General features: G+C 64.7%; 23 protein-coding genes. 10 read left to right on the top strand and 13 right to left on the bottom strand.

Translation table 11 applies throughout. The annotated features are described in order from the left end of the window. The first annotated feature begins 22 nt into the window (after positions 1-22). Complete coding sequence (locus tag ACRYJK_RS02905; RefSeq protein WP_482666081.1) at positions 23-1,426, top strand: methyl-accepting chemotaxis protein; 1,404 nt, start codon at positions 23-25, stop codon at positions 1,424-1,426. On the opposite strand, the gene ACRYJK_RS02910 is transcribed toward ACRYJK_RS02905, so the two are convergent. The 5 genes from ACRYJK_RS02910 to ACRYJK_RS02930 all read right to left on the bottom strand — a co-directional run bounded on the left by ACRYJK_RS02910 (position 1,423) and on the right by ACRYJK_RS02930 (position 7,683). Continuing rightward, entirely contained in the window at positions 1,423-2,265 is an 843-nt protein-coding gene (locus ACRYJK_RS02910) for an AAA family ATPase (RefSeq protein ID WP_482666082.1), read from the bottom strand. The two genes, ACRYJK_RS02905 and ACRYJK_RS02910, sit on opposite strands and share 4 nt — an antisense overlap. Positions 2,266-2,346: 81 nt before the next feature. Beyond that, positions 2,347-3,012, bottom strand: coding sequence for a DUF6975 family protein (locus tag ACRYJK_RS02915; protein ID WP_482666083.1), 666 nt, complete (start codon positions 3,010-3,012; stop codon positions 2,347-2,349). A 196-nt stretch (positions 3,013-3,208) separates the two neighbouring features. After that, positions 3,209-5,260 (bottom strand): RNA polymerase sigma factor RpoD, encoded by a 2,052-nt coding sequence (gene rpoD, locus ACRYJK_RS02920; protein ID WP_482666084.1) that lies wholly within the window; start codon positions 5,258-5,260, stop codon positions 3,209-3,211. Between the two features lie 90 nt (positions 5,261-5,350). Further along, positions 5,351-7,186 (bottom strand): DNA primase, encoded by a 1,836-nt coding sequence (dnaG, locus tag ACRYJK_RS02925; protein WP_482666085.1) that lies wholly within the window; start codon positions 7,184-7,186, stop codon positions 5,351-5,353. Between the two features lie 41 nt (positions 7,187-7,227). Further along, the gene (locus tag ACRYJK_RS02930) at positions 7,228-7,683 is read right to left on the bottom strand and encodes a GatB/YqeY domain-containing protein (protein WP_482666086.1); all 456 of its coding nucleotides are present in this window, start codon (positions 7,681-7,683) and stop codon (positions 7,228-7,230) included. A 156-nt stretch (positions 7,684-7,839) separates the two neighbouring features. On the opposite strand from ACRYJK_RS02930, the gene carA reads away from it, so the two are divergent. The 5 genes from carA (at position 7,840) to ACRYJK_RS02955 (ending at position 13,730) form a co-directional block, all read left to right on the top strand. Continuing rightward, positions 7,840-9,015: a glutamine-hydrolyzing carbamoyl-phosphate synthase small subunit gene (carA, locus tag ACRYJK_RS02935; protein WP_482666087.1), complete on the top strand. Its 1,176-nt coding sequence runs from the start codon at positions 7,840-7,842 to the stop codon at positions 9,013-9,015. Beyond that, the gene (locus ACRYJK_RS02940) at positions 9,012-9,227 is read left to right on the top strand and encodes a hypothetical protein (protein ID WP_482666088.1); all 216 of its coding nucleotides are present in this window, start codon (positions 9,012-9,014) and stop codon (positions 9,225-9,227) included. Before carA ends, ACRYJK_RS02940 begins: the two co-directional genes overlap by 4 nt. Further along, positions 9,227-12,559 carry a carbamoyl-phosphate synthase large subunit gene (gene carB / locus ACRYJK_RS02945; protein WP_482666089.1) on the top strand — a complete coding sequence of 1,111 codons (3,333 nt, stop codon included), beginning with the start codon at positions 9,227-9,229 and terminating at the stop codon, positions 12,557-12,559. The genes ACRYJK_RS02940 and carB overlap by 1 nt, the downstream gene beginning before the upstream one ends. Before the next feature lie 80 nt (positions 12,560-12,639). Then, positions 12,640-13,116 carry a transcription elongation factor GreA gene (gene greA / locus ACRYJK_RS02950; RefSeq protein ID WP_482666090.1) on the top strand — a complete coding sequence of 159 codons (477 nt, stop codon included), beginning with the start codon at positions 12,640-12,642 and terminating at the stop codon, positions 13,114-13,116. Continuing rightward, the gene (locus tag ACRYJK_RS02955; RefSeq protein ID WP_482666091.1) at positions 13,113-13,730 is read left to right on the top strand and encodes a rhomboid family intramembrane serine protease; all 618 of its coding nucleotides are present in this window, start codon (positions 13,113-13,115) and stop codon (positions 13,728-13,730) included. The genes greA and ACRYJK_RS02955 overlap by 4 nt, the downstream gene beginning before the upstream one ends. On the opposite strand, the gene ACRYJK_RS02960 is transcribed toward ACRYJK_RS02955, so the two are convergent. The 5 genes from ACRYJK_RS02960 to ACRYJK_RS02980 form a co-directional block, all read right to left on the bottom strand. Next, complete coding sequence (locus ACRYJK_RS02960) at positions 13,720-13,953, bottom strand: DUF4170 domain-containing protein (protein ID WP_482666092.1); 234 nt, start codon at positions 13,951-13,953, stop codon at positions 13,720-13,722. The genes ACRYJK_RS02955 and ACRYJK_RS02960 overlap by 11 nt on opposite strands. 82 nt (positions 13,954-14,035) lie before the next feature. After that, entirely contained in the window at positions 14,036-14,389 is a 354-nt protein-coding gene (locus ACRYJK_RS02965) for a hypothetical protein (RefSeq protein WP_482666093.1), read from the bottom strand. Then, on the bottom strand, positions 14,386-14,742 hold the full coding sequence (locus tag ACRYJK_RS02970; RefSeq protein ID WP_482666094.1) for a hypothetical protein: 357 nt from the start codon (positions 14,740-14,742) through the stop codon (positions 14,386-14,388). Before ACRYJK_RS02970 ends, ACRYJK_RS02965 begins: the two co-directional genes overlap by 4 nt. Beyond that, positions 14,739-15,122, bottom strand: a complete 384-nt coding sequence (locus ACRYJK_RS02975; protein ID WP_482666095.1) for a phage holin family protein — start codon at positions 15,120-15,122, stop codon at positions 14,739-14,741. Before ACRYJK_RS02975 ends, ACRYJK_RS02970 begins: the two co-directional genes overlap by 4 nt. A gap of 2 nt (positions 15,123-15,124) precedes the next feature. Beyond that, the gene (locus ACRYJK_RS02980) at positions 15,125-15,628 is read right to left on the bottom strand and encodes a hypothetical protein (RefSeq protein ID WP_482666096.1); all 504 of its coding nucleotides are present in this window, start codon (positions 15,626-15,628) and stop codon (positions 15,125-15,127) included. Between the two features lie 185 nt (positions 15,629-15,813). Between ACRYJK_RS02980 and eno the strand changes: the two genes are divergently transcribed. The 4 genes from eno to ACRYJK_RS03000 all read left to right on the top strand — a co-directional run bounded on the left by eno (position 15,814) and on the right by ACRYJK_RS03000 (position 20,451). Continuing rightward, complete coding sequence (gene eno, locus ACRYJK_RS02985) at positions 15,814-17,100, top strand: phosphopyruvate hydratase (protein WP_482666097.1); 1,287 nt, start codon at positions 15,814-15,816, stop codon at positions 17,098-17,100. A 47-nt stretch (positions 17,101-17,147) separates the two neighbouring features. Beyond that, a complete protein-coding gene (locus ACRYJK_RS02990; protein ID WP_482666098.1) occupies positions 17,148-17,483 on the top strand; it encodes an FtsB family cell division protein in 336 nt (111 codons plus the stop codon). A gap of 506 nt (positions 17,484-17,989) precedes the next feature. Continuing rightward, positions 17,990-19,057 (top strand): pyruvate dehydrogenase (acetyl-transferring) E1 component subunit alpha, encoded by a 1,068-nt coding sequence (gene pdhA / locus ACRYJK_RS02995; RefSeq protein WP_482666099.1) that lies wholly within the window; start codon positions 17,990-17,992, stop codon positions 19,055-19,057. Next, positions 19,057-20,451 carry a pyruvate dehydrogenase complex E1 component subunit beta gene (locus ACRYJK_RS03000; RefSeq protein ID WP_482666100.1) on the top strand — a complete coding sequence of 465 codons (1,395 nt, stop codon included), beginning with the start codon at positions 19,057-19,059 and terminating at the stop codon, positions 20,449-20,451. Before pdhA ends, ACRYJK_RS03000 begins: the two co-directional genes overlap by 1 nt. A 21-nt stretch (positions 20,452-20,472) precedes the next feature. Here ACRYJK_RS03000 and ACRYJK_RS03005 read toward each other — a convergent pair whose 3' ends face one another. The 3 genes from ACRYJK_RS03005 to ACRYJK_RS03015 are packed head-to-tail and all read right to left on the bottom strand — an operon-like array spanning position 20,473 to position 23,662. Next, on the bottom strand, positions 20,473-21,159 hold the full coding sequence (locus ACRYJK_RS03005; protein ID WP_482666101.1) for a TadE/TadG family type IV pilus assembly protein: 687 nt from the start codon (positions 21,157-21,159) through the stop codon (positions 20,473-20,475). Further along, complete coding sequence (locus tag ACRYJK_RS03010; RefSeq protein ID WP_482666102.1) at positions 21,150-21,692, bottom strand: TadE/TadG family type IV pilus assembly protein; 543 nt, start codon at positions 21,690-21,692, stop codon at positions 21,150-21,152. The genes ACRYJK_RS03005 and ACRYJK_RS03010 overlap by 10 nt, the downstream gene beginning before the upstream one ends. Before the next feature lie 56 nt (positions 21,693-21,748). Next, a complete protein-coding gene (locus tag ACRYJK_RS03015) occupies positions 21,749-23,662 on the bottom strand; it encodes a TadE/TadG family type IV pilus assembly protein (protein WP_482666103.1) in 1,914 nt (637 codons plus the stop codon). Between the last annotated feature and the right edge of the window lie 97 nt (positions 23,663-23,759).

The raw sequence follows: 23,759 nt of genomic DNA on the forward strand, positions 1-23,759 counted from the left end.
GCATCGACCTCGAAGGATAACCATGGAGCATAGCGCGATCACGGCGGTCGCCGCCACGCTGGACCCGCGGGTGGCTGACGAGATCGGCGACCTGGCTGTCGGTTGCGTGGAAGTCGGCGGCCAGATCGATGCGGTCAAGTCGGCGGTCGCCGCTGAACTCAAGACGCTCGACGAGATCGAGGCCGTGACTGCCGAGCTTGAGGCCGATCAGGCGCAGGTCGCGCGCGCGACCGAGGAAGCGAAGCTCCTGTCGGCCAAGGCGACGGAGAATATCTCGTCGAGCGCCACCCAAATCACCACTGCGGTCGGCGAATTCGCGCAGCTGGCTAAGCTCGTCGAACGGCTCGGCAGCCATGTCGTCGACTTGGCCGCCGCACTCGATCAAGTGCGTGCCGCCTCGGGTACAATCGATAATATCGCGCGGACGACCAACATGCTGGCGCTGAACGCCTCGATCGAAGCCGAACGGGCAGGGGATGCCGGGCGGACGTTTAAGGTCGTCGCAAGCGAGATCAAGACGCTCGCTGCCAACACGCGCGCGGCCACCGACGAGATAAAGCGCACGATCGCAGGCCTGTCCAAAGAGGCGGAGGAACTGGTCGACGATATCCGAGAGGGGGTTTCCGAAGGCCATCGCGCCGAAGCGGGTATGGAACGGATTACCGACGCGCTCCGGCAGGCAATCGAACTGGTCCAGCTTGTGGACGGCCAGAGCGACCAGATCAGTCGCAGCGCGTCGCTGATCCACGGTTCGTCGCAGCAAATGCGCACTGCACTGGGCAACTTCGCGTCCACTGCGCGCAGCAATGCCGATCGTTTGCTCGTCGCGCATCAACGGGTCGATGATCTCGAGGCGCTGGCCAACAAAAGCTTCAACGACGTCATCGGCGCGGGCGTGTCGCCTGCCGACAGCATGATGATTGCCGCGGCGCAGCAGATTGCCGCAGAGGTCGGGACACTCGCGGAGCAGGCTCTTGCGAGCGGGGAACTCGACCTTCCGTCGCTGTTCGACACGCAATATGTCCCGATCGAAGGTTCGCAGCCACCGCGTTTTCGTAACCGATTCACCGACTTCGCCGATCGTTACTGGCGGCCGGTATTCGATCTCGTCGCGGAAACGAACCCGAACGTCATCGGCGCCGTCGCGACCGACATGAACGGCTATCTGCCGACGCATCTTTCACGCGTGTCACGCGCGCCGACGGGCGATCCGCAGCATGATTCGCGCTACTGCCGCAACGGGCGCATCATCTGGGCACCCATCGACGCGAAGGCGAAACGGAGCGAAGCGCCGTTTTTCCTAGGCGTCTATCGGTACGACGACGACGGGCGGGCCTGGGTCGTCGTTCGGAACGTCTATATTCCGCTTTACATCGCCGGCAGACGCTGGGGCGACGTCGAGATCGCCTACACCCGCGAGGACTAGCTCTGCCGACGGGCCATGAAGGCAAGCCGCTCGAACAGCATGACGTCCTGCTCATTCTTCAGCAGCGCCCCGTGGAGCGGCGGAATGGCGCTGCGCGGATCGCGCGATTGCAGCGTCTCAAGCGGCATGTCCTCCGCCAGCAGCAGCTTCAGCCAGTCGATGAGTTCGCTGGTTGACGGCTTTTTCTTGAGTCCCGGGACCTCCCGGACCTCGTAAAAAATATCGAGCGCTCGCGAAACAAGTCGCTTCTGGATGTCCGGGAAGTGCACGTCGACGATCGCTTCCATCGTCTCGCGATCCGGGAAGCGGATATAGTGAAAGAAACAGCGACGCAGGAACGCGTCGGGCAGGTCCTTTTCGTTGTTGGACGTGATCACCACGATCGGCCGCTCGCGCGCTTCGACGCGCTCGCCGGTTTCGTAGACGTCGAACGCCATTCGATCGATCTCTTGCAGGAGGTCGTTCGGGAATTCGATGTCGGCCTTGTCGATCTCGTCGATAAGCAACACGGGCAGCGAGGGCGACGTAAACGCCTCCCACAGCTTTCCGCGGCGGATGTAATTGGCAATGTCGTGCACGCGCGCGTCGCCGAGCTGGCCATCGCGCAGGCGCGCCACCGCGTCATATTCGTAAAGGCCCTGCTGCGCCTTTGTGGAGCTCTTCACATTCCACGTGATTAGCGGCGCGTTGGCAGCGCGGGCGATTTCCTCGGCAAGGACGGTCTTGCCGGTGCCCGGCTCGCCCTTGACCAGCAGCGGGCGGCGTAGGGTCACCGCGGCGTTTACGGCGACTTTGAGGTCGTCCGTCGCAACATAGGTCTGCGTACCTTCGAATCGCATCCGCGGGGTCCCTCACAAGCCGTTGCGATGGCGTTAGGCGGGCGAGGGGGCTGCGGGCAAGCGTCGCGAGGGGCGGCGACCTCAGCCGGTCGAGCGGGCAAGCTCGCGGCTGGCGAGCAAATCCCACAGCCCGCGATGCTGCATCAGCAGCTGACGCGCGCCAAACAGCACCGCGCGTCCGCCGCCAGCATGATCTTGAAGATCGATGATCCGCCGGGTGCTGGGAAGGTCGGGGAGGAGCAGTGCGGGTGGCTCCACATCGAGCCGCGCCGCGGCGCTGTCGAGCACGGCGCGGATTGAACGCCAATCGATCGTCAGAGCGATCGCCGCGCCCAGCGCGGTACCGCTCCGCTCGGACCGGGCGAGCGTTGCCATGGCGTGCGACTGGGCCGCGACGGTCTGTTCGCAACTTTGCTGCCCGACCGTGCTCGGCATCGGACCTGCAGCGACGCCAAGGTGCGAAAGATAGGCGCGCTCGCGAGCGAAACCCTCAACCGCAATGTCGAACCATTGGCGGACCGATCCATCTGCGGTCGTGAGCGAGGCCAAGCCGACGAGGCCGGGCGATGCGCCGTGAAGCAGCGAGAGGAAATGCACGGCATCCGCGAGATTGCGGGTGGCCTCCCGCCCCTTCACGAGGTTGCCCGACTCAACATATGGGTGCGCAAGCGTGCCCTCGCGCGTCATCAGCGCGTCAAACTGATCGCACAGGGACGCCGACTGAATATCGCGCGCGGTTTCGACCATCAAATCACTCGCATTGCACGTCGCGGCGGCCAATTGGGCCCCCGGATTACACGTGGCTTACGCCGACCATCGTAAAGGCGGCGTTTATGCGGGTGTCCCGATCTTGGATCAGAGCTCTGTCCGTCGCGACATTAGGGCGGCTCGCGCCCTCGGGCCCCAGAAAAAGGCCCGCCCCTTCTCAGGGCGGGCCGTCCGCTCACTGGTCGAGAAAGCTGCGCATCTTTCGACTGCGGGATGGGTGCTTCAGCTTGCGGAGCGCCTTGGCTTCGATCTGCCGGATGCGTTCACGCGTCACGCTGAACTGCTGACCTACCTCTTCCAGCGTGTGGTCGGTGTTCATGCCGATACCGAAACGCATGCGCAGCACGCGTTCCTCGCGTGGGGTGAGACTCGCCAGCACGCGCGTCACCGTTTCCTTGAGGTTCGACTGAACCGCAGCGTCCACCGGGATGACCGCGTTCTTGTCCTCGATGAAATCACCGAGGTGGCTGTCTTCCTCGTCTCCGATCGGCGTTTCGAGACTGATCGGCTCCTTGGCGATCTTCATCACCTTGCGCACCTTTTCGAGCGGCATGGAGAGGCGCTCGGCCATCTCCTCCGGCGAAGGTTCGCGGCCAAATTCGTGAAGGAACTGGCGGCTGCAACGGACCAGCTTGTTGATCGTCTCGATCATATGCACCGGAATGCGGATGGTGCGCGCCTGGTCGGCGATCGAGCGCGTGATCGCCTGCCGGATCCACCAGGTTGCGTAGGTCGAGAACTTGTAGCCGCGGCGGTATTCGAACTTGTCGACCGCCTTCATCAGGCCGATGTTCCCTTCCTGGATCAGGTCCAGGAACTGCAGCCCGCGATTGGTGTATTTCTTGGCGATGGAGATCACCAGCCGCAGGTTCGCCTCGACCATCTCCTTCTTGGCGATGCGTGCCTCGCGCTCGCCCTTCTGCACCATGTTCACGACGCGGCGGAACTCGCCGAGCGCCATGCCGGTCGATTGCGAAATGTCGGCGATTTCCTGGCGAATGCGATCGACGGCCGCGCCTTCCTTCTCGGCGAAGGCCGCCCACTTCTTGTCGACCGACGCGACGTTGGCGAGCCAGTTTTCGTCGAGCTCCGACCCCATGTAACGGTCGAGGAAATCCTTGCGCGGGACGCGGTGACGCTCCGCCAGGCGCAGCATCTGCCCGCCGAGCGCAGTCAGGCGCCGGTTGAAGCTGTAGAGCTGATCGACCAGATATTCGATCTTAGCGTTGTGAAACTGAACGCTCTCGACCTCGGCGGTGAGCTCGTCGCGCAGCCGCTGATATTTCTTCTCCTGCGCCGCCGGATAATCGTCGCCGACGCCCAGCGCGGCGAGCCGCGCGTTCTGCAGTTTGGTGAAGTCGCGATAGAGCTTGGTGATCGCGGCGAACTTCTCGATCGCCTCGGGCTTCAGCAGCTCTTCCATTGCGGCGAGGCTGAGGGTGTTGTCCTCCTCCTCTTCCTCGAACGCAGGTCGCGCACGGCGTTCGGTGAGGTTGCCTTCCTCATCCTCGTCAGCGGTCGCCTCTTCGGGCTCGTCCTCGTCCTTGAACGAGGGGCCCGCGACCTTTTCGCTGATCTCCGGCTCTTCGCCTTCCTCGCCCTCTTCCTCGTCGGTCAGCTGCTCGGGCGGCGGATCCTTCTGCAACATCGCTTCGAGATCGATGATCTCACGCAGCTGCATTTCGCCCGCGTTGAGCGCGTTCGACCATTCGATGATGGCGTGGAAGGTGATCGGGCTTTCGCATAGCCCGCTGATCATCGTGTCGCGGCCGGCCTCGATGCGCTTGGCGATCGCGATCTCGCCCTCGCGGCTGAGTAGCTCCACCGCGCCCATCTCGCGCAGATACATGCGGACCGGATCGTCGGTGCGATCGACGGTCTCTTTCTTCTTTTCCGGCACCGTGATCGACGGCGACGAACCGATCGGATCGATCTCGTCGTCGGCGTCGTCCTGCGCGCCCTCTTCCTCCTCGGCGTCCTCGTCCTTTTCGACGATATTGACGCCCATCTCGGAGATCGCCGACATCACGTCCTCGATCTGCTCCGACGAGAGCTGGTCCTGCGGAAGCGCTTCGTTGAGCTCGTCATAGGTGATGTACCCGCGCTTCTTGGCGCGGGCGATAAGCTTCTTCACCTTTTGATCGTTGAGGTCGATCAGCGGCTCGTCGCCAGCCTGCTGTTCGATATCGTCGTCACCCATGCCGTTGTCGCTCGCCTTGTCGATCATGCCGCTGCCTCACCGTGGGGCAGACACGTAGCAGGACACCCGCACATCCCGCCAAAAGTGTCGCGCATATGGGGGGAGTCGGACCAGCGATCAAGACGCGCTAGTATTCCGACGATCTCCAAAAACGCTCCTAAACTCAGCAATCTCATCGATCAATTCGTCAATCATCTCGCGGATTCGCTTACGATTGGCCTCAGCTTCAACGTAGGTCGCCTCGTCAAAGCCTTTCGCCAGTCGATCATTCGCCGCGACCAAGTCGCCCTGCAACTGGCAAAAGCGTAGTATCATCTCTGCCGCTTTAGGAAGTGTCTCGCGTAGATGGTCTTTATCCTTGGACCATGGAAACATCAGGTCCTTTGTGACGTCAATTCCTCTTACAATCGTGGTTCCATTGACTTCGATTATCTCTTCAACGGCATCGGCCCTGGACGCAGGGTTACCCATGACGTGATCTACGATAGCAGACTGCCAACTCTTGAAATGGTCGTCGAGATGGCGGAAGCCGCTCAGCATCTCCAAGCTTGCGTAGGCCAAATCTGGGACTTGCGACAATCCGTAAAGGACTGATCGGTCTAGCTTCTCGGTCAGGGTCGCATACGTCAAAGGCGGCAGTGTGACCGCATTCTCCACAACCCTTCTGTGGTCCTTACGCCAGCCAAACTCGTCGAAGAAATGTTCCAGAAACCAACCGCGATATATGGACCGAATACTTGCGTTCTGAATTTGGGACGCGCACTCGATCAGGCCCTCCTTAAAGGCCGCGCGTCCGTCAGGGAGGGTAACATCCTCTGAGGCGTGTTCGGACTGGTAGAGATAGGACGGCAACGGTGACGCCGACACGATGACGTCGTCGAACGCCTGTCTGCCGCCTTTTTGCAGCAGATCGTCCGGATCGTTCCCGTCAGGCAAGAGTGCGATCTTAACCGAATGGCCAGGACGAAGCATTGGCAGCACCCGGCTCGCTGCCCGCCTCGCCGCCTTCTGCCCGGCCCCGTCGCCGTCGAAAGCGAGGATTGGCACGGGCGAGTGTTTCCACGCGAGCTCGATCTGATGTTCGGTCAGTGCCGTCCCCAGCGGCGCGACGGCCTCGCCGATACCCGCCTGGTCGAGCGCGATTACGTCCATATAGCCTTCGACGATGATCAGCCGCCCCGCCTTGCGCGCGGCCTCGCTGGCGCGGTCGAGATTGTAGAGCTGGCGTCCCTTGTCGAAAATCGGCGTGTCGGGACTGTTGAGATATTTGGGTTCGCCCGGCCCCAGCAGACGCCCGCCGAACGCGATCACCCGTCCGCGCACATCGCGGATGGGGATCATCAGCCGCCCGCGGAACCGGTCGTAGGGCTCGCGCGCCTTTTCGCCCGTTTCGGCTTCGGGGGCGATGAGCATGCCGGCTTCGACCGCCATCGCATCGCCAAAGCGCGACAGCACCTCGCGCATCCGTTCCTTAGCGTCGGGCGCAAACCCGAGCCCGAAGCGAGCGATGCTCTCGAAGCGAATGCCACGACGTTCGAGATAGGCGCGCGCCTCCGCACCCTCGGGCGCGTTGAGCAGTTCGCGATACCAATTCGCCGCCGCTTCGGTGACGTCGCGCAGCGAGTGTGCTCGCTCTGCCGCCTGCGCCGCGCGAGGATCGGGCGCGGGCATCTCCATCCCCGCTGCCGCCGCCAGCTCCTTTACAGCGTCCATGAAGGGGAGGCCGCGATAGTCGGTCAGCCAACGGATTGCGTCACCATGCGCCTGGCATCCGAAGCAATGGTAGAAACCCTTGCTGTCGTTGATGTGAAAGCTGGGCGTCTTCTCGTCGTGAAACGGACAGCACGCCTTATATTCGCGGCCCGCGCGCGTCAGCTTCACGCTGCGCCCGATCAGCCCGGACAGCGAGGTGCGCGCGCGCAGTTCGTCGAGCCATTGCGGGGACAGCGCCATGGGGGGTTAGTGCGCCCGCCGCGCCCGCGCCGCAAGCATGCTCAACCGCCCAGCGCCGCTTTCACCCGCGCGCTCGCAGTGCCCATGTCAATGACGCTACCGTGGCGCGCCTTCAGCTGCCCGACGACGCGGCCCATGTCCTTGATCGAGCTCGCGCCCGTCTCCGCCACGACCGCCTGGATCGCGGCGTCGAGTTCGGCCTCGCTCAGCTGCTGCGGCAGGAACGCCTCGATGTAACCGATCTCGGCCGCCTCCGCCGCGGCCATCTCGGGGCGATTGCCGCTTTCGTAAAGCGCGATCGATTCGCGGCGCTGCTTGACCATCTTCTGCAGCACCTCGACGACGACCGAGTCATCGTCGCCGCTTGCGGGCTTGGTGCGCAATTCGATGTCGCGCTCCTTCAGCTTGGCGAGCATCAGCCGCACCGCGGCCAGCCGCGGCTTGTCGCCGGCCTTCAGTGCCTCGACCTGCGCGGACTGGATGGCGTCACGAATCATCGGCGGACCTGCTTGGCTGGGGACTGTCGGGAAAGGAGCGCTCGTAGCCGCATTCGCGTCCCGCCGCCAGATTGCGCCCGCCCGCGCTAAGGCATAACTGCTCGGTCGTTTAGCCACCCGACTCGGGTGTGCGCTCATACGACGGAGAATGACGCGATGGCACCTGCCGCAGCATCCGCTGCCCCCGACGGTGCGACCGGCGTCATCGCGCTTGCCGACGGCACGCTGATCTGGGGTCACGGCTTCGGTCGCACCGGCGATGGCGTTGGCGAACTGATCTTCAACACGGCGATGACCGGCTATCAGGAGGTGATGACCGACCCCTCCTACGCGGGTCAGATCATCACCTTTACCTTTCCGCACATCGGTAACGTCGGCGCCAATGACGAGGACGTCGAAGCGCCGCGCGCCCATGCGGTCGGCTGCGTGGTGCGCGAGCTGCCGACGCGGCCGTCCAACTTCCGCAGTCGCCGCACGCTCGGCGAATGGATGGCGGGCGCGGGGCTGATCGGCATCGCCGGCGTCGACACCCGCGCGCTCACCCGCCGCATCCGCGAGAGCGGCGCGCCGCATGCGGTCATCGCGCATGCGCCCGACGGCCAGTTCGACACCGCCGCCCTGGTCGCCAGGGCGCTTGAGTGGCCGGGGCTGGAGGGGATGGACCTCGCCGCCCGTGTCACCGGCGGGCGCGAGGCGAGCTGGTCGGGCGGTGCCTGGGCGCTGGGGCAGGGCTACGCCACGCATGGCGACGACGACGCGCGCCGCCCGCATGTGGTGGCGATCGATTATGGCGCGAAGGACAGTATCTTCCGCCGTTTGGCTCACGCGGGCGCGCGGGTGACGGTGGTGCCCGCGGCGACCAGCGCGGCGGAGATCATGGCGCTGAAGCCGGCGGGCGTCTTCCTCTCCAACGGCCCCGGCGACCCCGCCGCCACCGGCGCCTACGCGGTCCCCGTGCTGCGTGAGTTGATGGAGCAAGGCGTGCCGATGTTCGGCATCTGCCTCGGCCACCAGCTGCTCGCGCTGGCACTGGGCGGGCGCACGATCAAGATGCACCAGGGCCACCGCGGCGCCAACCACCCCGTCCAGCGCCTGAGCGACGGCGCGGTCGAGATCACCAGCATGAACCACGGCTTCGCCGTCGACACCGCGAGTTTGCCGGAAGGCGTGACGGTGACGCACACCAGCCTGTTCGACGGCTCGAACGCGGGCTTCGAATGTGCCGACAGACGCACCTTGGCGGTGCAGTATCACCCGGAGGCTAGCCCGGGGCCGCAGGATAGCGATTACCTGTTCGCACGGTTTATCAGCTCGCTAGGAGTAGCGTCATGACCCAATGGGAATATCGCGTGCTCGTCTGGGCAGGCAGCGTCTGGACCAACAAGGGCGAGTGGTCGCTAGATCCGATCAAGAACAAGTCCACCGAGGAAGCACTCAACCATATGGGCCGGGAAGGCTGGGAACTGATCGGCCTGGGCCCGGTCCACGGCGCGGATCAGTCGGTCGGCTACATGTTCAAGCGGCCCGTCGGTGACATCCGCTAATGCCCAAACGCACTGACATTTCCTCCATCCTCGTCATCGGTGCGGGGCCGATCGTCATCGGGCAGGCCTGCGAGTTCGATTATTCGGGCACGCAGGCGATCAAAGCGCTGAAGGACGAGGGGTATCGCGTGATCCTCGTCAATTCGAACCCGGCGACGATCATGACCGATCCGGATCTGGCCGACGCGACCTATGTCGAGCCGATTACGCCGGAGATGGTCGCAGCGATCATCGAGAAGGAGCGCCCCGACGCGGTGCTGCCGACGATGGGCGGGCAGACCGCGCTCAACACCGCGCTGGCGCTCGCGCGCGATGGCACGCTCGACAAGTTCGGGGTGGAGATGATCGGCGCTCGCGCCGAAGCCATCGACATGGCCGAAGACCGGCAGAAATTCCGCGAGGCCATGGACCGCATCGGCCTCGGCTCCGCGCGTTCGGCGATCGCGCATAATATGGACGAGGGCTGGGCAGCGCTCCACAAGGTCGGACTGCCCGCGATCATCCGCCCGAGCTTCACGCTGGGCGGGACCGGCGGCGGCGTTGCTTACAACCGCGAGGAGTTCGAGGCGATCGTCCGCGGCGGGCTCGAAGCGTCGCCGACCACCGAGGTGTTGATCGAGGAATCGCTGCTCGGCTGGAAAGAATATGAGATGGAGGTGGTCCGCGACCGCGCGGACAATGCCATCATCATCTGCTCGATCGAAAATGTGGACCCGATGGGCGTGCACACCGGCGACAGCATCACCGTAGCCCCGGCGCTGACGCTGACCGACAAGGAATATCAGATCATGCGCTCGGCGAGCATCGCCGTGCTGCGCGAAATCGGCGTCGAAACAGGGGGTTCCAACGTCCAGTTCGCCGTCAATCCAAAGGACGGCCGCCTGATCGTCATCGAGATGAACCCGCGCGTCAGCCGTTCGTCTGCGCTGGCGTCCAAGGCTACCGGCTTCCCGATCGCCAAGGTCGCGGCGAAGCTGGCGGTGGGCTACACGCTCGACGAGATTCAGAACGACATCACCGGCGCCACCCCCGCCTCGTTCGAACCGACGATCGATTACGTCGTCACCAAAATCCCGCGCTTCGCCTTTGAGAAGTTCAAGGGCGCCGAACCGTTGCTGACGACGGCGATGAAGTCGGTCGGCGAAGTCATGGCGATCGGGCGCAATTTTGCGGAGTCGCTGCAGAAAGCGCTGCGCGGGCTGGAGACGGGACTGTGCGGGCTCGACCCGGTCGAGCACCTCGTTGGCGCCTCGCGCGAACAGCTGTTGTCCGAGCTCGCCAAGCCTACCCCCGACCGGCTGTTGGTCGCGGCGCAGGCACTGCGCGAGGGGATGAGCGTTGAGGAGATCAACGCGGTTACCCACTACGACCCGTGGTTCCTCGACCGCATCGCGGAGACCGTGGCGGCGGAAAATGAGGTGCTGACCGACGGCCTACCGCGCGATGCGGTGGGCTTGCGGCGGCTAAAGGCGCTCGGTTTCTCCGACAAACGCCTAGCGCGGCTGGCGTTGCGCTCGGCGCACGTTCGGCCGGGAATGGCGCGCGCTGCGGCGCGAGGCTCGGGCCTGCTCCACGACGCGCTGGTGGCGATGACCGGGGGTGTCACCGAAGCCGAGGTGCGCGCGCTGCGCCACCGGCTCGGCGTGCGCCCAACCTACAAACGCATCGACAGCTGCGCGGCGGAGTTCGCGGCGATCACCCCCTATCTCTACTCGACCTACGAGGCGCCTGCGTTCGGGGCAGGGGACGACGAGGCGGACCCGACCGAGGCTACCAAGATCGTGATCCTCGGCGGCGGGCCGAACCGTATCGGGCAGGGGATCGAGTTCGACTATTGCTGCTGCCACGCCTGTTTCGCGCTGAGCGACGCGGGGTTCGAGACGATCATGGTCAACTGCAACCCGGAAACGGTGAGCACCGACTATGACACCTCCGACCGGCTTTATTTCGAGCCGCTCACCGCGGAGGATGTGCTCGAGCTGCTCGAAGTCGAGCGCAGCCGCGGCACGTTGCTCGGCGTCATCGTTCAGTTCGGCGGGCAGACGCCATTGAAGCTCGCCCGCACGCTTGAGGAAGCTGGGATCCCGATCCTCGGCACCTCCCCCAACGCGATCGACCTTGCCGAGGACCGCGAGCGGTTCGCGGCGCTGGTGCACAAGCTCGGCCTCAAACAGCCCGAGAACGGCATCGCGCGAAGCCGCGAGGAAGCGCTCGCGGTGGCGGAGCGCATTGGCTATCCTGTGCTCACGCGGCCTTCCTACGTGCTTGGCGGGCGGGCGATGGAGATCGTCGACAGCCCCGCGCAGCTCGAAGCCTATATCGACACAGCGGTGCAGGTCTCGGGCGATTCCCCGGTGCTGATCGACCGCTACCTGCGTGACGCGATCGAGGTCGACGTCGACGCCATCTGCGACGGCGAACAGGTCGTCGTGTCGGGTGTCATGCAGCATATCGAGGAGGCAGGGGTCCATTCGGGTGACAGCGCCTGCTCGATCCCGCCCTACAGCCTGCCCGCCGATATCGTCACTGAGATCGAACGGCAGACCGCCGCGCTGGCCGGCGCGCTCGGGGTGCGCGGCCTTATGAACGCGCAGTTCGCGGTGAAGGACGGCGAGGTTTACCTCATCGAGGTGAACCCGCGCGCCAGCCGGACGGTGCCCTTTGTCGCCAAGGCCATCGGCGCCCCGATCGCGAAGATCGCCGCGCGCGTTATGGCGGGAGAGCGTCTCGTCGACCTGCCGCCGGTGGATCAACACGTCCCGCATGTCGCGGTCAAGGAAGCGGTGTTCCCCTTCGCGCGGTTCCCCGGCGTCGATCCGGTGCTCAGCCCCGAGATGCGCTCGACTGGCGAAGTGATGGGGATCGCCGATGCCTTTCCGGCTGCGTTCGCGAAAGCCCAACTCGGAGCCGGCGACGCGTTGCCGCGCAGCGGCCAGCTTTTCGTGTCGGTCAAGGACAGCGACAAGCCGCGCGTTCTGCCAGCCGTTGAGCGACTGATCGAACTCGGTTGGAGCGTGATCGCAACCGGTGGCACGGCCGACTACCTCGCCTCGCGCGGGCTGACCATTGAGCGGGTCAACAAGGTCGCGGAGGGGCGGCCGCACATCGTCGACCGGATCAAGGACGGCGATGTGCAGCTGATCTTCAACACCACCGAAGGCTGGCAGTCGCTCAAGGATTCGGCGTCAATTCGCGCGAGCGCGCTGCAACAGCGGCTTCCCTACTACACCACGGCGGCGGCGTGCGATGCGGTCGCGCTGGCGATCGTGGAGGCGCAGGGCAGGGTTGAAGTGCGCTCGCTGCAATCTTATCATTCGGCGATTGGCGTTTAGCGCCTTCCCAAACATGGACGCCGCCCGACGCGCCCGCGTGGCGCGACGTGTGGCTTGATTGACAAGACAAGGTTCAAGCGATGGCGAGTGTCGAAAAAGTCCCCATGCTGGCCGAAGGCTACGAGCGGCTGACGAAGCAGCTTGCGACGCTGAAAGCCGAGCGCCCGGGGATCGTCGATGCCATTGAAGAAGCTCGCGCGCACGGCGACCTGTCCGAGAACGCCGAATATCATTCCGCGAAGGAGCGTCAGGGGCAGGTCGAAGCTTCGATCGCCGATCTCGAGGATCGGTTGAGCCGCGCACAGATCATCGACCCGACCACGCTTTCGGGTGATCGGGTCGTGTTCGGCGCGACCGTGAAGCTGAAGGACGAGGATGACAAGGACATCACTTATCAGATCGTCGGGCAAACCGAGGCCGACGCCAAGCTCGGCCGGATCAGTTACAACTCGCCGCTCGGTCGCGCGCTGATCGGGCGCCGGGTCGGCGACGAAGTCGAAGTGACCGTCCCGTCGGGTGACCGCTGGTTCGAGGTCGCCGAAATCGCGTTCGTGTGAGCGCGCCCGACGCGCTTCGTGCGGCCCCGGCCACGCTCTCGCTGCTCGCGTTGACGACGCTCGTCTCAGTCGGGGCCTGGTTTCTGTTCCCAGAGGCGGTGACGCTCGGCGCACTGGTCCCGGCCCGCTTTGGGGGTGAGGCGCTGACAGGCGCGGTGCCAGCGTTGCTCACGCCGTTCACGGCGGCGTTGCTGCACAGCGGGTGGATGCACCTGCTGTTCAACATGATTATCTTGCTCTGGGTCGGCCGCGCGGTGGAGGCGGCGACGGGGCAGCATCTCCTGATTTTGCTTTACGTTGCGGGTGCAGCCATGGGCGCGCTTGCGTCCTGCCTACTCGACCCCTCGTCCAGCGTCCCGCGTATTGGCGCGTCTGGCGCGGTGTCAGCCGTGATCGCTGTCTATGCGATGATCTTCTCGCAGCAGCGTGTCACATCCGTAGCTGGGCTGCCCCCTTGGGTGGTGAGGGCTCTTTGGCTGGGAGCCGCCTGGGTGGTCATCCAGATTCTGATCGGCTTCGCGACGCCAACGATCGACGTTGGCGCGCATGTCGGCGGCTTTCTTGCTGGCTTGGTTTTGGCGCGCCCGTTGCTCAAGTTTCGCTTCAGGCGTTAGTTGCCGGCGCTTTGAGGTCGGGCTCCAGCAGCCGGTGAAGGTGCACCACGACGTAGCGCATTTCCGCGTCGTCCACCGTCCGCTGAGCCGCGGCGCGCCACGCCTCTTCCGCCGTCGCGTAATCTTCGAACAAACCGACAAAGTCGATTTTCGACAGATCCTGGAAGTCGAGGGTGCGCGGATCCTTGACGCGACCGCCAAACACCAGATGCAATTTGCTCATCATCGTCTTTCAGGCTTCAACGAGAAAGGCGGCCCGCTACCAGACCGCCTTTCCGAGAGCAATCATCGCGAACGGGTAGGTCCTAGTCGAAGCCTTCCTGATATTCGTCCGAGATGTCGGCCCGCTCCTTGCGGGCGTTGGCTTCGCGGATCACGAGCGCGACAGCCGCCCCCGCCGCGATCGCCAGGCCTGCGGTGATGAACGGATGACGGCGCGCGACACCGGCCGACCGGCGTGCAAGATCAATCACTTCATCTGCAGCAACGGCCGCATGGTCGGTCACAAAGTCGGCGCCATCCCGTACGGCCGAGCCCGTCGCCCGGGTCGCCGACCGCGCCGCGTCTCGCGATGAGCCATAAGCATCCATCACCCGGTCGAGCGCGGCATCGAGCATCTGCTGCGCGGCACTGGAAGATTTCCCCCGCAACGCCATCATTTCTTCTTCTCCGTAAGACTGTCGACGACGGACGCGAACGTGTCCGAAAGCCACTGACGCCATTTCGGCCGCTCGTCCCCGACGACGTCGCCCAGCCTTCGGGCGATTGGGTCTCGCAGGAGGTACGCGACGACCATCGCAGCGCCAAGAGCCGCAATGCCGGGGCGCTCGCGCACGGTCCGAACGGCACTGTCAGCCGTGCTCTCGGCTGCCGCCACGGTCTTGTCCGTGGCAAGGCTCAAGAGGTTCGAAGGGGCAACGCTCGCCTTCAGGTTGGAGGTTCCGGTGCGGAGCCGATCCCGTTCGACCCGAGCGCGCGTTACGGCCGCGCGAAGCCGGTCGATGTCACTCATCGTTTCACCGTTTCGATGACTTCGGAGATACGGCCGGAACCGGAGCGGATCATGGAATACCCGATCCCCGCAACTATCGCGCCCACTGCAGCCATGATTAGAAAGGCCGCAAGCCACGAAGTCGCATCGGCCAGAGCAACGAGAATGGCGCCGAGCAGCATCGCCAAGAGGATGAGCCCGCCAACGACGGCCACCCCAGCGCCCACCCCAGCTGTCTTTGCGCCGGACGCCGCTGTCGTGGCCGCCAGCCGGACAACGTCCTTTTCAGCCTGAAAGCTGGTTCCGATACGTTGCTTGAGCGTCGAAGCGGCCTGCGCCGGCGAGCTTGCGCTCGCCGGCGTCGGGCTGTCCCAAGCCGCATCTGCTGCGGTTTGGGCCACGATCAGTAACGGCTGTTCGAGCTGGAGAAGAGCTTCGACAGCATGAAGCCCACCACCGCAGCGCCAGCGACGGCGATCGCGGGGTTCTTGCGGACGGCATCGCGCGCCGCGTCGGCGAGTTCGTCAACGCTCTTGTCGTTGAGCGCGCTGGCCGCCTGATCGATCTTGGCCGAGGCGCGTCGGGCATAGTCGCCATAGGTCGCGCCGAACCGTTCATCGACCTGCGGTGCCACGTCGCTGATCGCCCGCGAGACCGAATTCAGACCGTCCGCCGCGAGCGTTTTGCCGCGGCTTGCCGCGTCCTTCGCCTTGTCGCCCGCCTGGCTCGCATAGGCCTTTGCCGAGTCGCTGAGTTCGCCGGCCTTGCGTGTGGCTTCGTCCTTGATCGTCGAACCGGTCGACGCCAGCGACTCGCGCACCGCGGAGGTCGACGTTGAACCTGCCGGCTTCACGGCCGACGTGTCGCTGAATTTGTTGCCGTTGTTCTGGCTGCCGGTGGTGTCCATTAGTTCACTTCCTTCCGAATCCGGGAGCGTTCGCCCCACTCGTCACACCGAACGGCTAAGGGGTTGAACTGGTTCCGCGCATGTAACGAAGCGCAATCCGCCCGCGCTGTGCGGATTGCGGAGCGAGGGGAGGGGGCCTAAGCGCCCGTCCCATCTCCTGTGTTCCCGTCGAGAAAGGCCGCCCCATGACCATCATCGTCGACTGCGTCGCCCGTCAACTTATCGATAGCCGGGGGAACCCGACCATCGAAGTCGACGTGCACCTCGAAGATGGCAGCATGGGCCGTGCGATGGTGCCCTCCGGCGCTTCGACCGGCGCGCACGAGGCCGCTGAGCTGCGCGACGGTGACAGCGCGCGCTGGGGCGGCAAGGGCGTCGAGAAGGCGATCGAGGCCGTTCACACCGACCTCGCCGAAGCCGTGATCGGCCTCGACGGGACCGATCAGCGTTCGGTCGACGCGGCTATGATCGAAGCCGATGGGACGCCGAACAAGTGCCGTCTCGGCGCGAATGCGATCCTCGGCATCAGCCTCGCCACGGCCAAGGCTACGGCCGATTCCGTCGGGCTCCCGCTTTACCGCTATGTTGGGGGTGTCGGCGCCAATGTATTGCCGGTGCCGATGATGAACATCATCAACGGCGGCGCGCACGCCGACAATCCGATCGACTTTCAGGAGTTCATGATCCTCCCCGTGGGTGCGGACAGCTTCTCAGAGGCCATGCGCTGGGGCACCGAAATATTTCACGCGCTCAAGAAGCAGCTCAACGCCGCGGGCCTTTCGACCGGCATCGGCGACGAGGGCGGATTTGCGCCGAACATCGCCAGCAGCCGCGAAGCGCTCGATGCGATACTGCGCGCGATCGAGGCGGCGGGGTATCGCCCCGGCGAAGACATTGCGCTCGGCCTCGATTGCGCGGCGACGGAGTTCTTTGAGGGCGGCCTCTACCGCCTCACCGGCGAGGGGCGCACGCTGTCGGCCGACGAGATGGCGGGCGAACTTGCCGCGCTGGTCGATGCCTACCCGATCATCACGATCGAGGACGGCATGGGCGAGGATGACCGCGAAGGGTGGAAAATTCTCACCGACCGCATCGGTGACCGCTGCCAGCTTGTCGGGGATGACCTGTTTGTTACGAACAGCGCCCGCCTGACTGACGGCATTCGCGACGGCCTCGCGAACTCGCTGCTGGTCAAGGTCAATCAGATCGGCACCCTGACCGAGACGCTGGAGGCGGTCGAGCTGGCCCAGCGTGCGGCTTACACCGCAGTGATGTCGCACCGCTCCGGGGAGACGGAGGACGCGACCATCGCCGACCTCGCCGTCGCGACCAACTGCGGCCAGATCAAAACGGGCAGCCTCGCGCGGTCGGATCGGCTTGCCAAATACAACCAGCTGCTGCGGATCGAAGAGGCGCTGGGCGCGTCGGCACGCTACCCGGGGTGGAGCGCTTTCGCGCGCGCGCGGCGTTGATCGGTTGCGCCTCGCTCGCAGTTCCGACTTGACGGTCCGCGCTCGGCATGATTCCTGACCGCATGGCGATGCGAGGTCATATCAGGCGGTCGGGCGGCACAGGCTGGTGGCACTGGGCGCTGGCGACGCTGGCGGTCGGCATCGCGCTGTTGTGGTTGCTGTTCGGCTCGACCGGCTTGTTCGCGTGGAACGACTATAACCGCGAGCTCCGGCAGCGCGAGGCGCAGCTGGTCCGGCTGCACGAGGAGCATCAGGTGTTGCTCAATCACCAGCGCCTGCTCGACCCCAAGCGCTCCGACCCTGACCTTGGCGAGGAACTGGTGCGCGAGGAACTGAACCTCGTCCACCCCGACGACGTCGTCGTGGTGCTGCCAAAGCGGTAGGCCCGCGCGCCCTACGGGTGTGTGACTGGTTCGTACACGATATCCACGGCACCCCAGGTCGTCTCCTGTACGAAAACTCGGGCTTCGCTATCGTAGCGGATCAAAAGATGCCGATCGTCCATCCACGTCAGTTCAGCCCACGGTCCTTGCCAACTGCCGCGTCGCGCCCCGCCGTCGGCGACGAAGGCGTTCCCGGCACCGTTAAATAACGAGGGGTCAATTGAAATTTGGGTCGTGTAGTCGGTGGTGGCTCCGCAATCGCGCATGAACATGATGGCGTGATGCGCCCCACCTGGCGATCGAACGTCGGCAACCCCCTCATTGGAACACATGAAACCGCACCCACCGAGCAAAAGGGGAGCCGGTAGCAGTGCGAGGCGGACCATCGTCGCAGATTACCGCGATAAACTCTAACCGCAACCGGGCGCACCAGGTTGCCACGCCCCGCCGCCGCTCTCTATAGCCCTTTGCAACCCAGCCAGGCTGACCCAAGGAGAGCGCCCGTCGTGGCCAAAGCCCGTCCTGCCAGCGCCGCGCCCGCGCCGGCGCCCGCCGCCGTTCCCGCGACCCCTAACCGCGAGCGTCCGCCACAGCCGCAGCGGCATGTTGCCGACCTCGAAGAGATGCGCCGCTACTATCGCGAGATGCTGCTCATCCGCCGGTTCGAGGAGAAGGCGGGGCAGCTCTACGGCCTGGGGCTGATCGGCGGCTTCTGCCACCTCTACATCGGGCAGGAAGCGGTCGCCGTGGGGCTCCAGTCGGCGCTCGACGGCGACAAGGACAGCGTCATCACCGGCTACCGCGACCACGGGCATATGCTCGCCTACGGCATCGACCCCAATGTCATCATGGCCGAGCTGACCGGCCGCGCCGCGGGCATCTCCAAGGGCAAGGGCGGTTCGATGCACATGTTCAGCGTCGAACATAAATTTTACGGCGGGCATGGCATCGTCGGGGCGCAAGTCGCGCTCGGCACCGGCCTCGCCTTTGCGCACAAGTATCGCGAGGACGGGGGTGTCTGCCTCGCCTATTTCGGCGACGGCGCGGCCAATCAGGGACAGGTGTACGAGAGCTTCAACATGGCCGAGCTGTGGAAGCTGCCGATCATCTACGTGATCGAGAACAACCAGTACGCCATGGGCACGTCGGTCAATCGCGCGTCGGCGGAGGACCAGCTCTACCGCCGGGGGGAAAGCTTTCGCATTCCTGGGATCCAGGTCGACGGCATGGACGTGCTCGACGTGCGCGGGGCAGCCTCCGTGGCGCTCGACTGGGTGCGCAGCGGCAAGGGCCCGATCTTGCTCGAACTGAAGACCTACCGTTACCGAGGCCACTCCATGTCCGACCCGGCGAAATATCGCAGCCGCGAGGAGGTGCAGGCGGTGCGCGAGAAGAGCGATCCGATCGAGGGGCTCAAGGCCGAACTGCTCGTCGCGGGTGCGACGGAGGATGAGCTGAAGGGCCTCGACCAGGAAATCCGGCGTATCGTAAGCGAAGCCGCGGACTTCGCCGAAAGCGCGCCCGAACCGGACCTGTCCGAACTCCACACCGACGTGTTGGTGGAGAGCTACTGATGGCCGTTGAACTCAAGATGCCTGCGCTCTCTCCAACGATGGAGGAGGGGACGCTTGCCAAATGGCTGGTCAAGCCTGGGGACACTGTGAAGTCCGGTGACATTCTCGCCGAGATCGAGACGGACAAGGCGACGATGGAATTCGAAGCAGTCGACGAAGGCACCGTCGGCGAACTGCTCGTCGCGGAGGGGACCGAGGGGGTGAAGGTCGGGACCGTCATCGCGACGCTGAGCGGGGAGGGTGAGGCGACGGCGGCGCCTGCTTCCGCCGCTCCGGCTCCCGCTCCCGCCGCGCCGGCTCCTGCTCCCGCTGCTCCGCCCGCTTCGGCGGAGGCGCTGCAGGAAAAGGAGATCGTCACCCACGACGCTCCGCAGGCGCCTGAAGCGACAACGGCCGAGGCAGCCCCGGAGGGCGCGACGATCACCGTGCGCGAGGCGTTGCGCGACGCGATGGCGGAGGAGATGCGCCGCGACGAACGCGTCTTCGTCCTGGGCGAGGAGGTCGCGGAGTATCAGGGCGCCTACAAGGTGACGCAGGGCTTGCTCGAGGAATTCGGGGCAAAGCGCGTGATCGACACGCCGATCACCGAATATGGTTTTGCCGGCCTGGGCGCGGGCGCGGCGATGGGCGGCTTGCGGCCGGTGGTCGAGTTCATGACGTTCAACTTCGCGTTGCAGGCGATCGACCACATCATCAACTCGGCGGCCAAGACCAACTATATGTCGGGCGGGCAGATGCGCACCCCGATCGTGTTCCGGGGGCCCAATGGCGCGGCCAGCCGGGTGGGCGCGCAGCACAGCCAGAACTTCGGTCCCTGGTATGCGAGCGTGCCCGGGTTGATCGTCATCGCGCCCTACGATGCGGCGGATGCGAAGGGGCTGCTGAAAGCGGCCATCCGCAGCGAAGACCCGGTCGTGTTTCTTGAGAACGAACTGGTTTACGGCCGCAGCTTTCCCGCGCCGCCGCAGGGCGACGAGGTGCTCCCGATCGGCAAGGCGCGGGTGCATCGCGAAGGCGGCGACCTCACCATCGTCAGCTATTCAATCGGCGTCGGACTGGCGTTGGAGGCGGCGGAGACGCTGGCCGGTGAGGGGATCAGCGCGGAGGTGATCGACCTGCGCACGCTGCGTCCGCTCGACGCCGACGCGGTGCTGGCGAGCCTTGCCAAGACGCACCGGCTGATGGTGGTTGAGGAAGGCTGGCCGACCTGCTCGATCGCCAGCGAAATTGCCGCGCTGGCGATGGAGCGGGGCTTCGACGACCTCGACGCGCCGGTGCTGCGCGTCACCGATGAGGACGTGCCGCTCCCTTACGCCGCCAATCTTGAAAAGGCCGCGCTGATCAGTGCGGAGCGCGTGGTCGAGACTGCGCGCCGCCTTGTTCGCGGCGGCTGAATGTCGCCCGGTGCGTCGCGGTCAGGGGACGCGGCGCACTGTGCCGCAGTTGCTCATCACAACCGCGTTGTCGGGGTTGTAGACCTGCGTTGTATCGCGCTGGTCGCGCACGTCGACGGCCGCTTCGTAACTGACCTTGCGCGTCCATCCGAAGGTGCGCAGCGGCAGGACGATTGGCTGATAGGTATATTCGACCTCGACGAACATCACCGGGATCCCATCTGTCGCGGCGATGCGGGCGCTCGGCGGCCCCATGCCGGTTACGCTCGTCGTCGTCGCTCCGTCCCCTTGTTTTTGATAGGCTGACGCGAGTTCCAGAGCGCCGTAGCAGCGCTGCCATCGCACCGTCTGGCCGTTGCCCGCATCGTTGACCTGCAGGCTCGACAGGATGATCCGTCCGTTCGTTCGAATGTCGAGCCGACCGCTCTGCACTTGTGCGCCCGCGAAGACGTCGTTTATGTCGCTCTCACGGATCTGGGGCAAGGCGAGGTTGCTACCCGACGCGATGCGCGACGCGTTATCGGCGACCGATAGCGCGATGTTCGAAATCCGCAGGTTCACCACCGCCATGTTGGCGAGCTCGAGCCCGGTAAAGCCCGCCAGCGCCAGCAGCGGAACGGTGAACGCACCTTCGATCAGCGCGATACCGCGCGTATCGCGGACGAGGCGACGCAGCAGGCGAGGCATGGGAAGGCTCATCATCCGCATCGCACCACTCCCGCGCTGCGTTGCGCCTGTTCACCATAGGGCTGGTTGCGGAGGATCGTCTGGGCCTGCATCCGCGTCGTCGAGCTCTGGCCGATGAAACGCCAGACCGGAAACAGCCGGCGATACTCCGCCGTCACTTGGTATAGCACGACGTCGTTGGCTCCGCCGCGGCCGGAACTCCCCGGGCTGGCATCCCAGGTCGAGTTGTTGTTGACGTCCGTAAAGCATTCGCCGGAATCATAGCGGTTGTTGCCATTGGCGTCGGTAAATGCCTCAGGTTTCGACACGTCGCCGAAAGACTCATAGTTGGCGCGCGAAAAGCTGAGTGTCACAAATTTCGCGAAGCCGCCCAGTTCCTGGACCACGCGATTGTCGACCGTAGCGATGTCGTCGCCACTTTCGAGACTGTTTGCACGACCGGCCGACTGCACTGCGCCATAGAGCGTTCCCCGGATGTATGCCTGCAACGCGTAATCGAAGATACCGACGATCAGCATGAGCAGGATCGGCATCAGCAGCGCCAGTTCGATCATATATGCGCCGCGTCGGTCGGACCGCAGGCGCGCGACGCGTCGGGATGCTCCGCGTATCATGACTGCAGCCTCAGGCGCGCGATGCGCTTGGCGATATTCTGGAATTGGGTGCGCAGCTCGGCGCTGTTGGCCGCGGCGAACGAACGATCGCCACTGGCGCACGAGCGCATCGTTTCGTCGAGCCCATCGGGGCCGAAACTCACAAACCAGATCGTGATGTTGCGTGCTTTGGCCGCATCGCACAGGGCGAGAAGCCGGGCGTTGTGCCGGGCAGTCAACTGGTTGGGATCGGCGTTGCCGAGAACGCGGCGCTCGAGCGACTCCTGACCCTGGTGGCTGACCACCCGCATGTCCGGCGACATCAGACCGTCGGTCATGAAGAGGATGTGGCGACTGATCGGCAGGTTGTTAGGGGCGGTCGCATTGGTGTCCCGCCACGGGCCGGTGGGGGAGATCATGCGCGCACCCCACGCCATCCCGGCATCGTGATAAGTTCCGCCGACCGCACTCAAGCCATTGATAGCGGTTACGAAATCTGCACGCTCGAACGTGCGCAGCGGCGTGACAGCCGTCGGGCACGCTGGAAAGCCGCCGTTGACGACCGACGAAGCCGCGTAGTTCGGCAGGTTGGTCGTAATCTCATAGACTTCGGGCGATGCGCTGGTGGCGACCGGCCAGCCATTGCTGTCGACCGCGCGGGGGTAGGTGAAGGCGGGCACCATCGCACGCCAGCGGGTGTCGTCGTCGCTCGGTATGCGATCCACATCCAGATCGATCGCACCCGGCGGCACCGCGGATGAGGCAGTGAACGCCTGGGTCGCGCGCTCGCGCACGCAGCCATTCCATGTGCCGACCACCTGATCCGCCTTGAACCCGATCGGCAGGGACAGCGAACCGCCAGTCTTCAGCCCCGACGTGTCATATTCGACCATCCGATACTGGTAGTAATATCGCAGCGTTCGTGACGTGGCGGTCTCCTCGACATAAGTCCGCGACCGCACGCGCTGACGGCATTGATTGTACGACCAGGTATAGGAAAACTCACGCTGCACGCGCGGCTGATCCGATTCCGTAATGAAACGACGGTCGGTCGAGCTTACCTCTTCGATCCGCACCGTTTCGACTGGCGAGCCGGTGGGTGACGTTTCGAACGTCGTGGTCGTTGGGCAATTCGACGACGACGTGACATTGTTGAGTGTCTGCCCCGTATTCGAGTAGCTCGACCACCCGCTCACATTTTCGTAGGTGATGCTGGGGCCGCTGCTCGCGACGACGTCCGTGCGAATGGTGCGCGACGGTATCTCTGATGTGTTCGCGATATAGCTGGGGTTGAGCGCCATCAGCGCCGAACCCACGTTCACTGACGACGAATATGGCACAATCCCCAGCCGCAAGCGCGAATTGCCGCGCTCGGATGCAGCGAGCGTGTCGTAAAACGCCACTGCTTCGCGCTTTAACGCCGCAATGCGGGTCTCGCTGCCCATCGCCGAATTCATCGACCCGGTTACGTCGAGCACCATCATCACATCGGTGTTCGGCATTTCGAACCGAGCCGAACAGGATACGCTCAGATTGAAATCATCGCTGTCGGTCGCAGCGTTGAAGCCCGCCATGATGATCATCGGCAGCTTCGTCCGCGCGGTGGCGGCGACAGTGCTCGGGTCAGGCAGCGTCGGCAAGAACGTCGTGTCCCGGCTGCCGTAGATGCCGGGCCGATAGTTGAAATTGAACATCCGTTCGGCGCGGGCCCTTGCCTCCGTCGTAAAGACCGTCCCGGTCATGGCTCGCCGACCGGCAAGCACCCCGGCATCGCACGCCTGCTGCAGCCGACCTCTGGCCATATAGGCGCGGCTCATGTCGACCCCGGCACCGATCGTGATCAGGATCGGGACGAGCATCGCTGCCACCATATACATGATGTTGCCACGCTCGTTCCGACGCAGTCGGCGGAGGATCGAAATGAGCTTCATCGGCGCCCCAGTGCCCGTGACGTGCCAAATTGCACGAGTCCCATCCCGCCGCTTGCCGCAAACAGCGTTGTTGTGCGGTTCGCGCAGATGGTAACGG

The organism is Sphingomonas sp. BLHR8 (genome assembly GCF_056821725.1).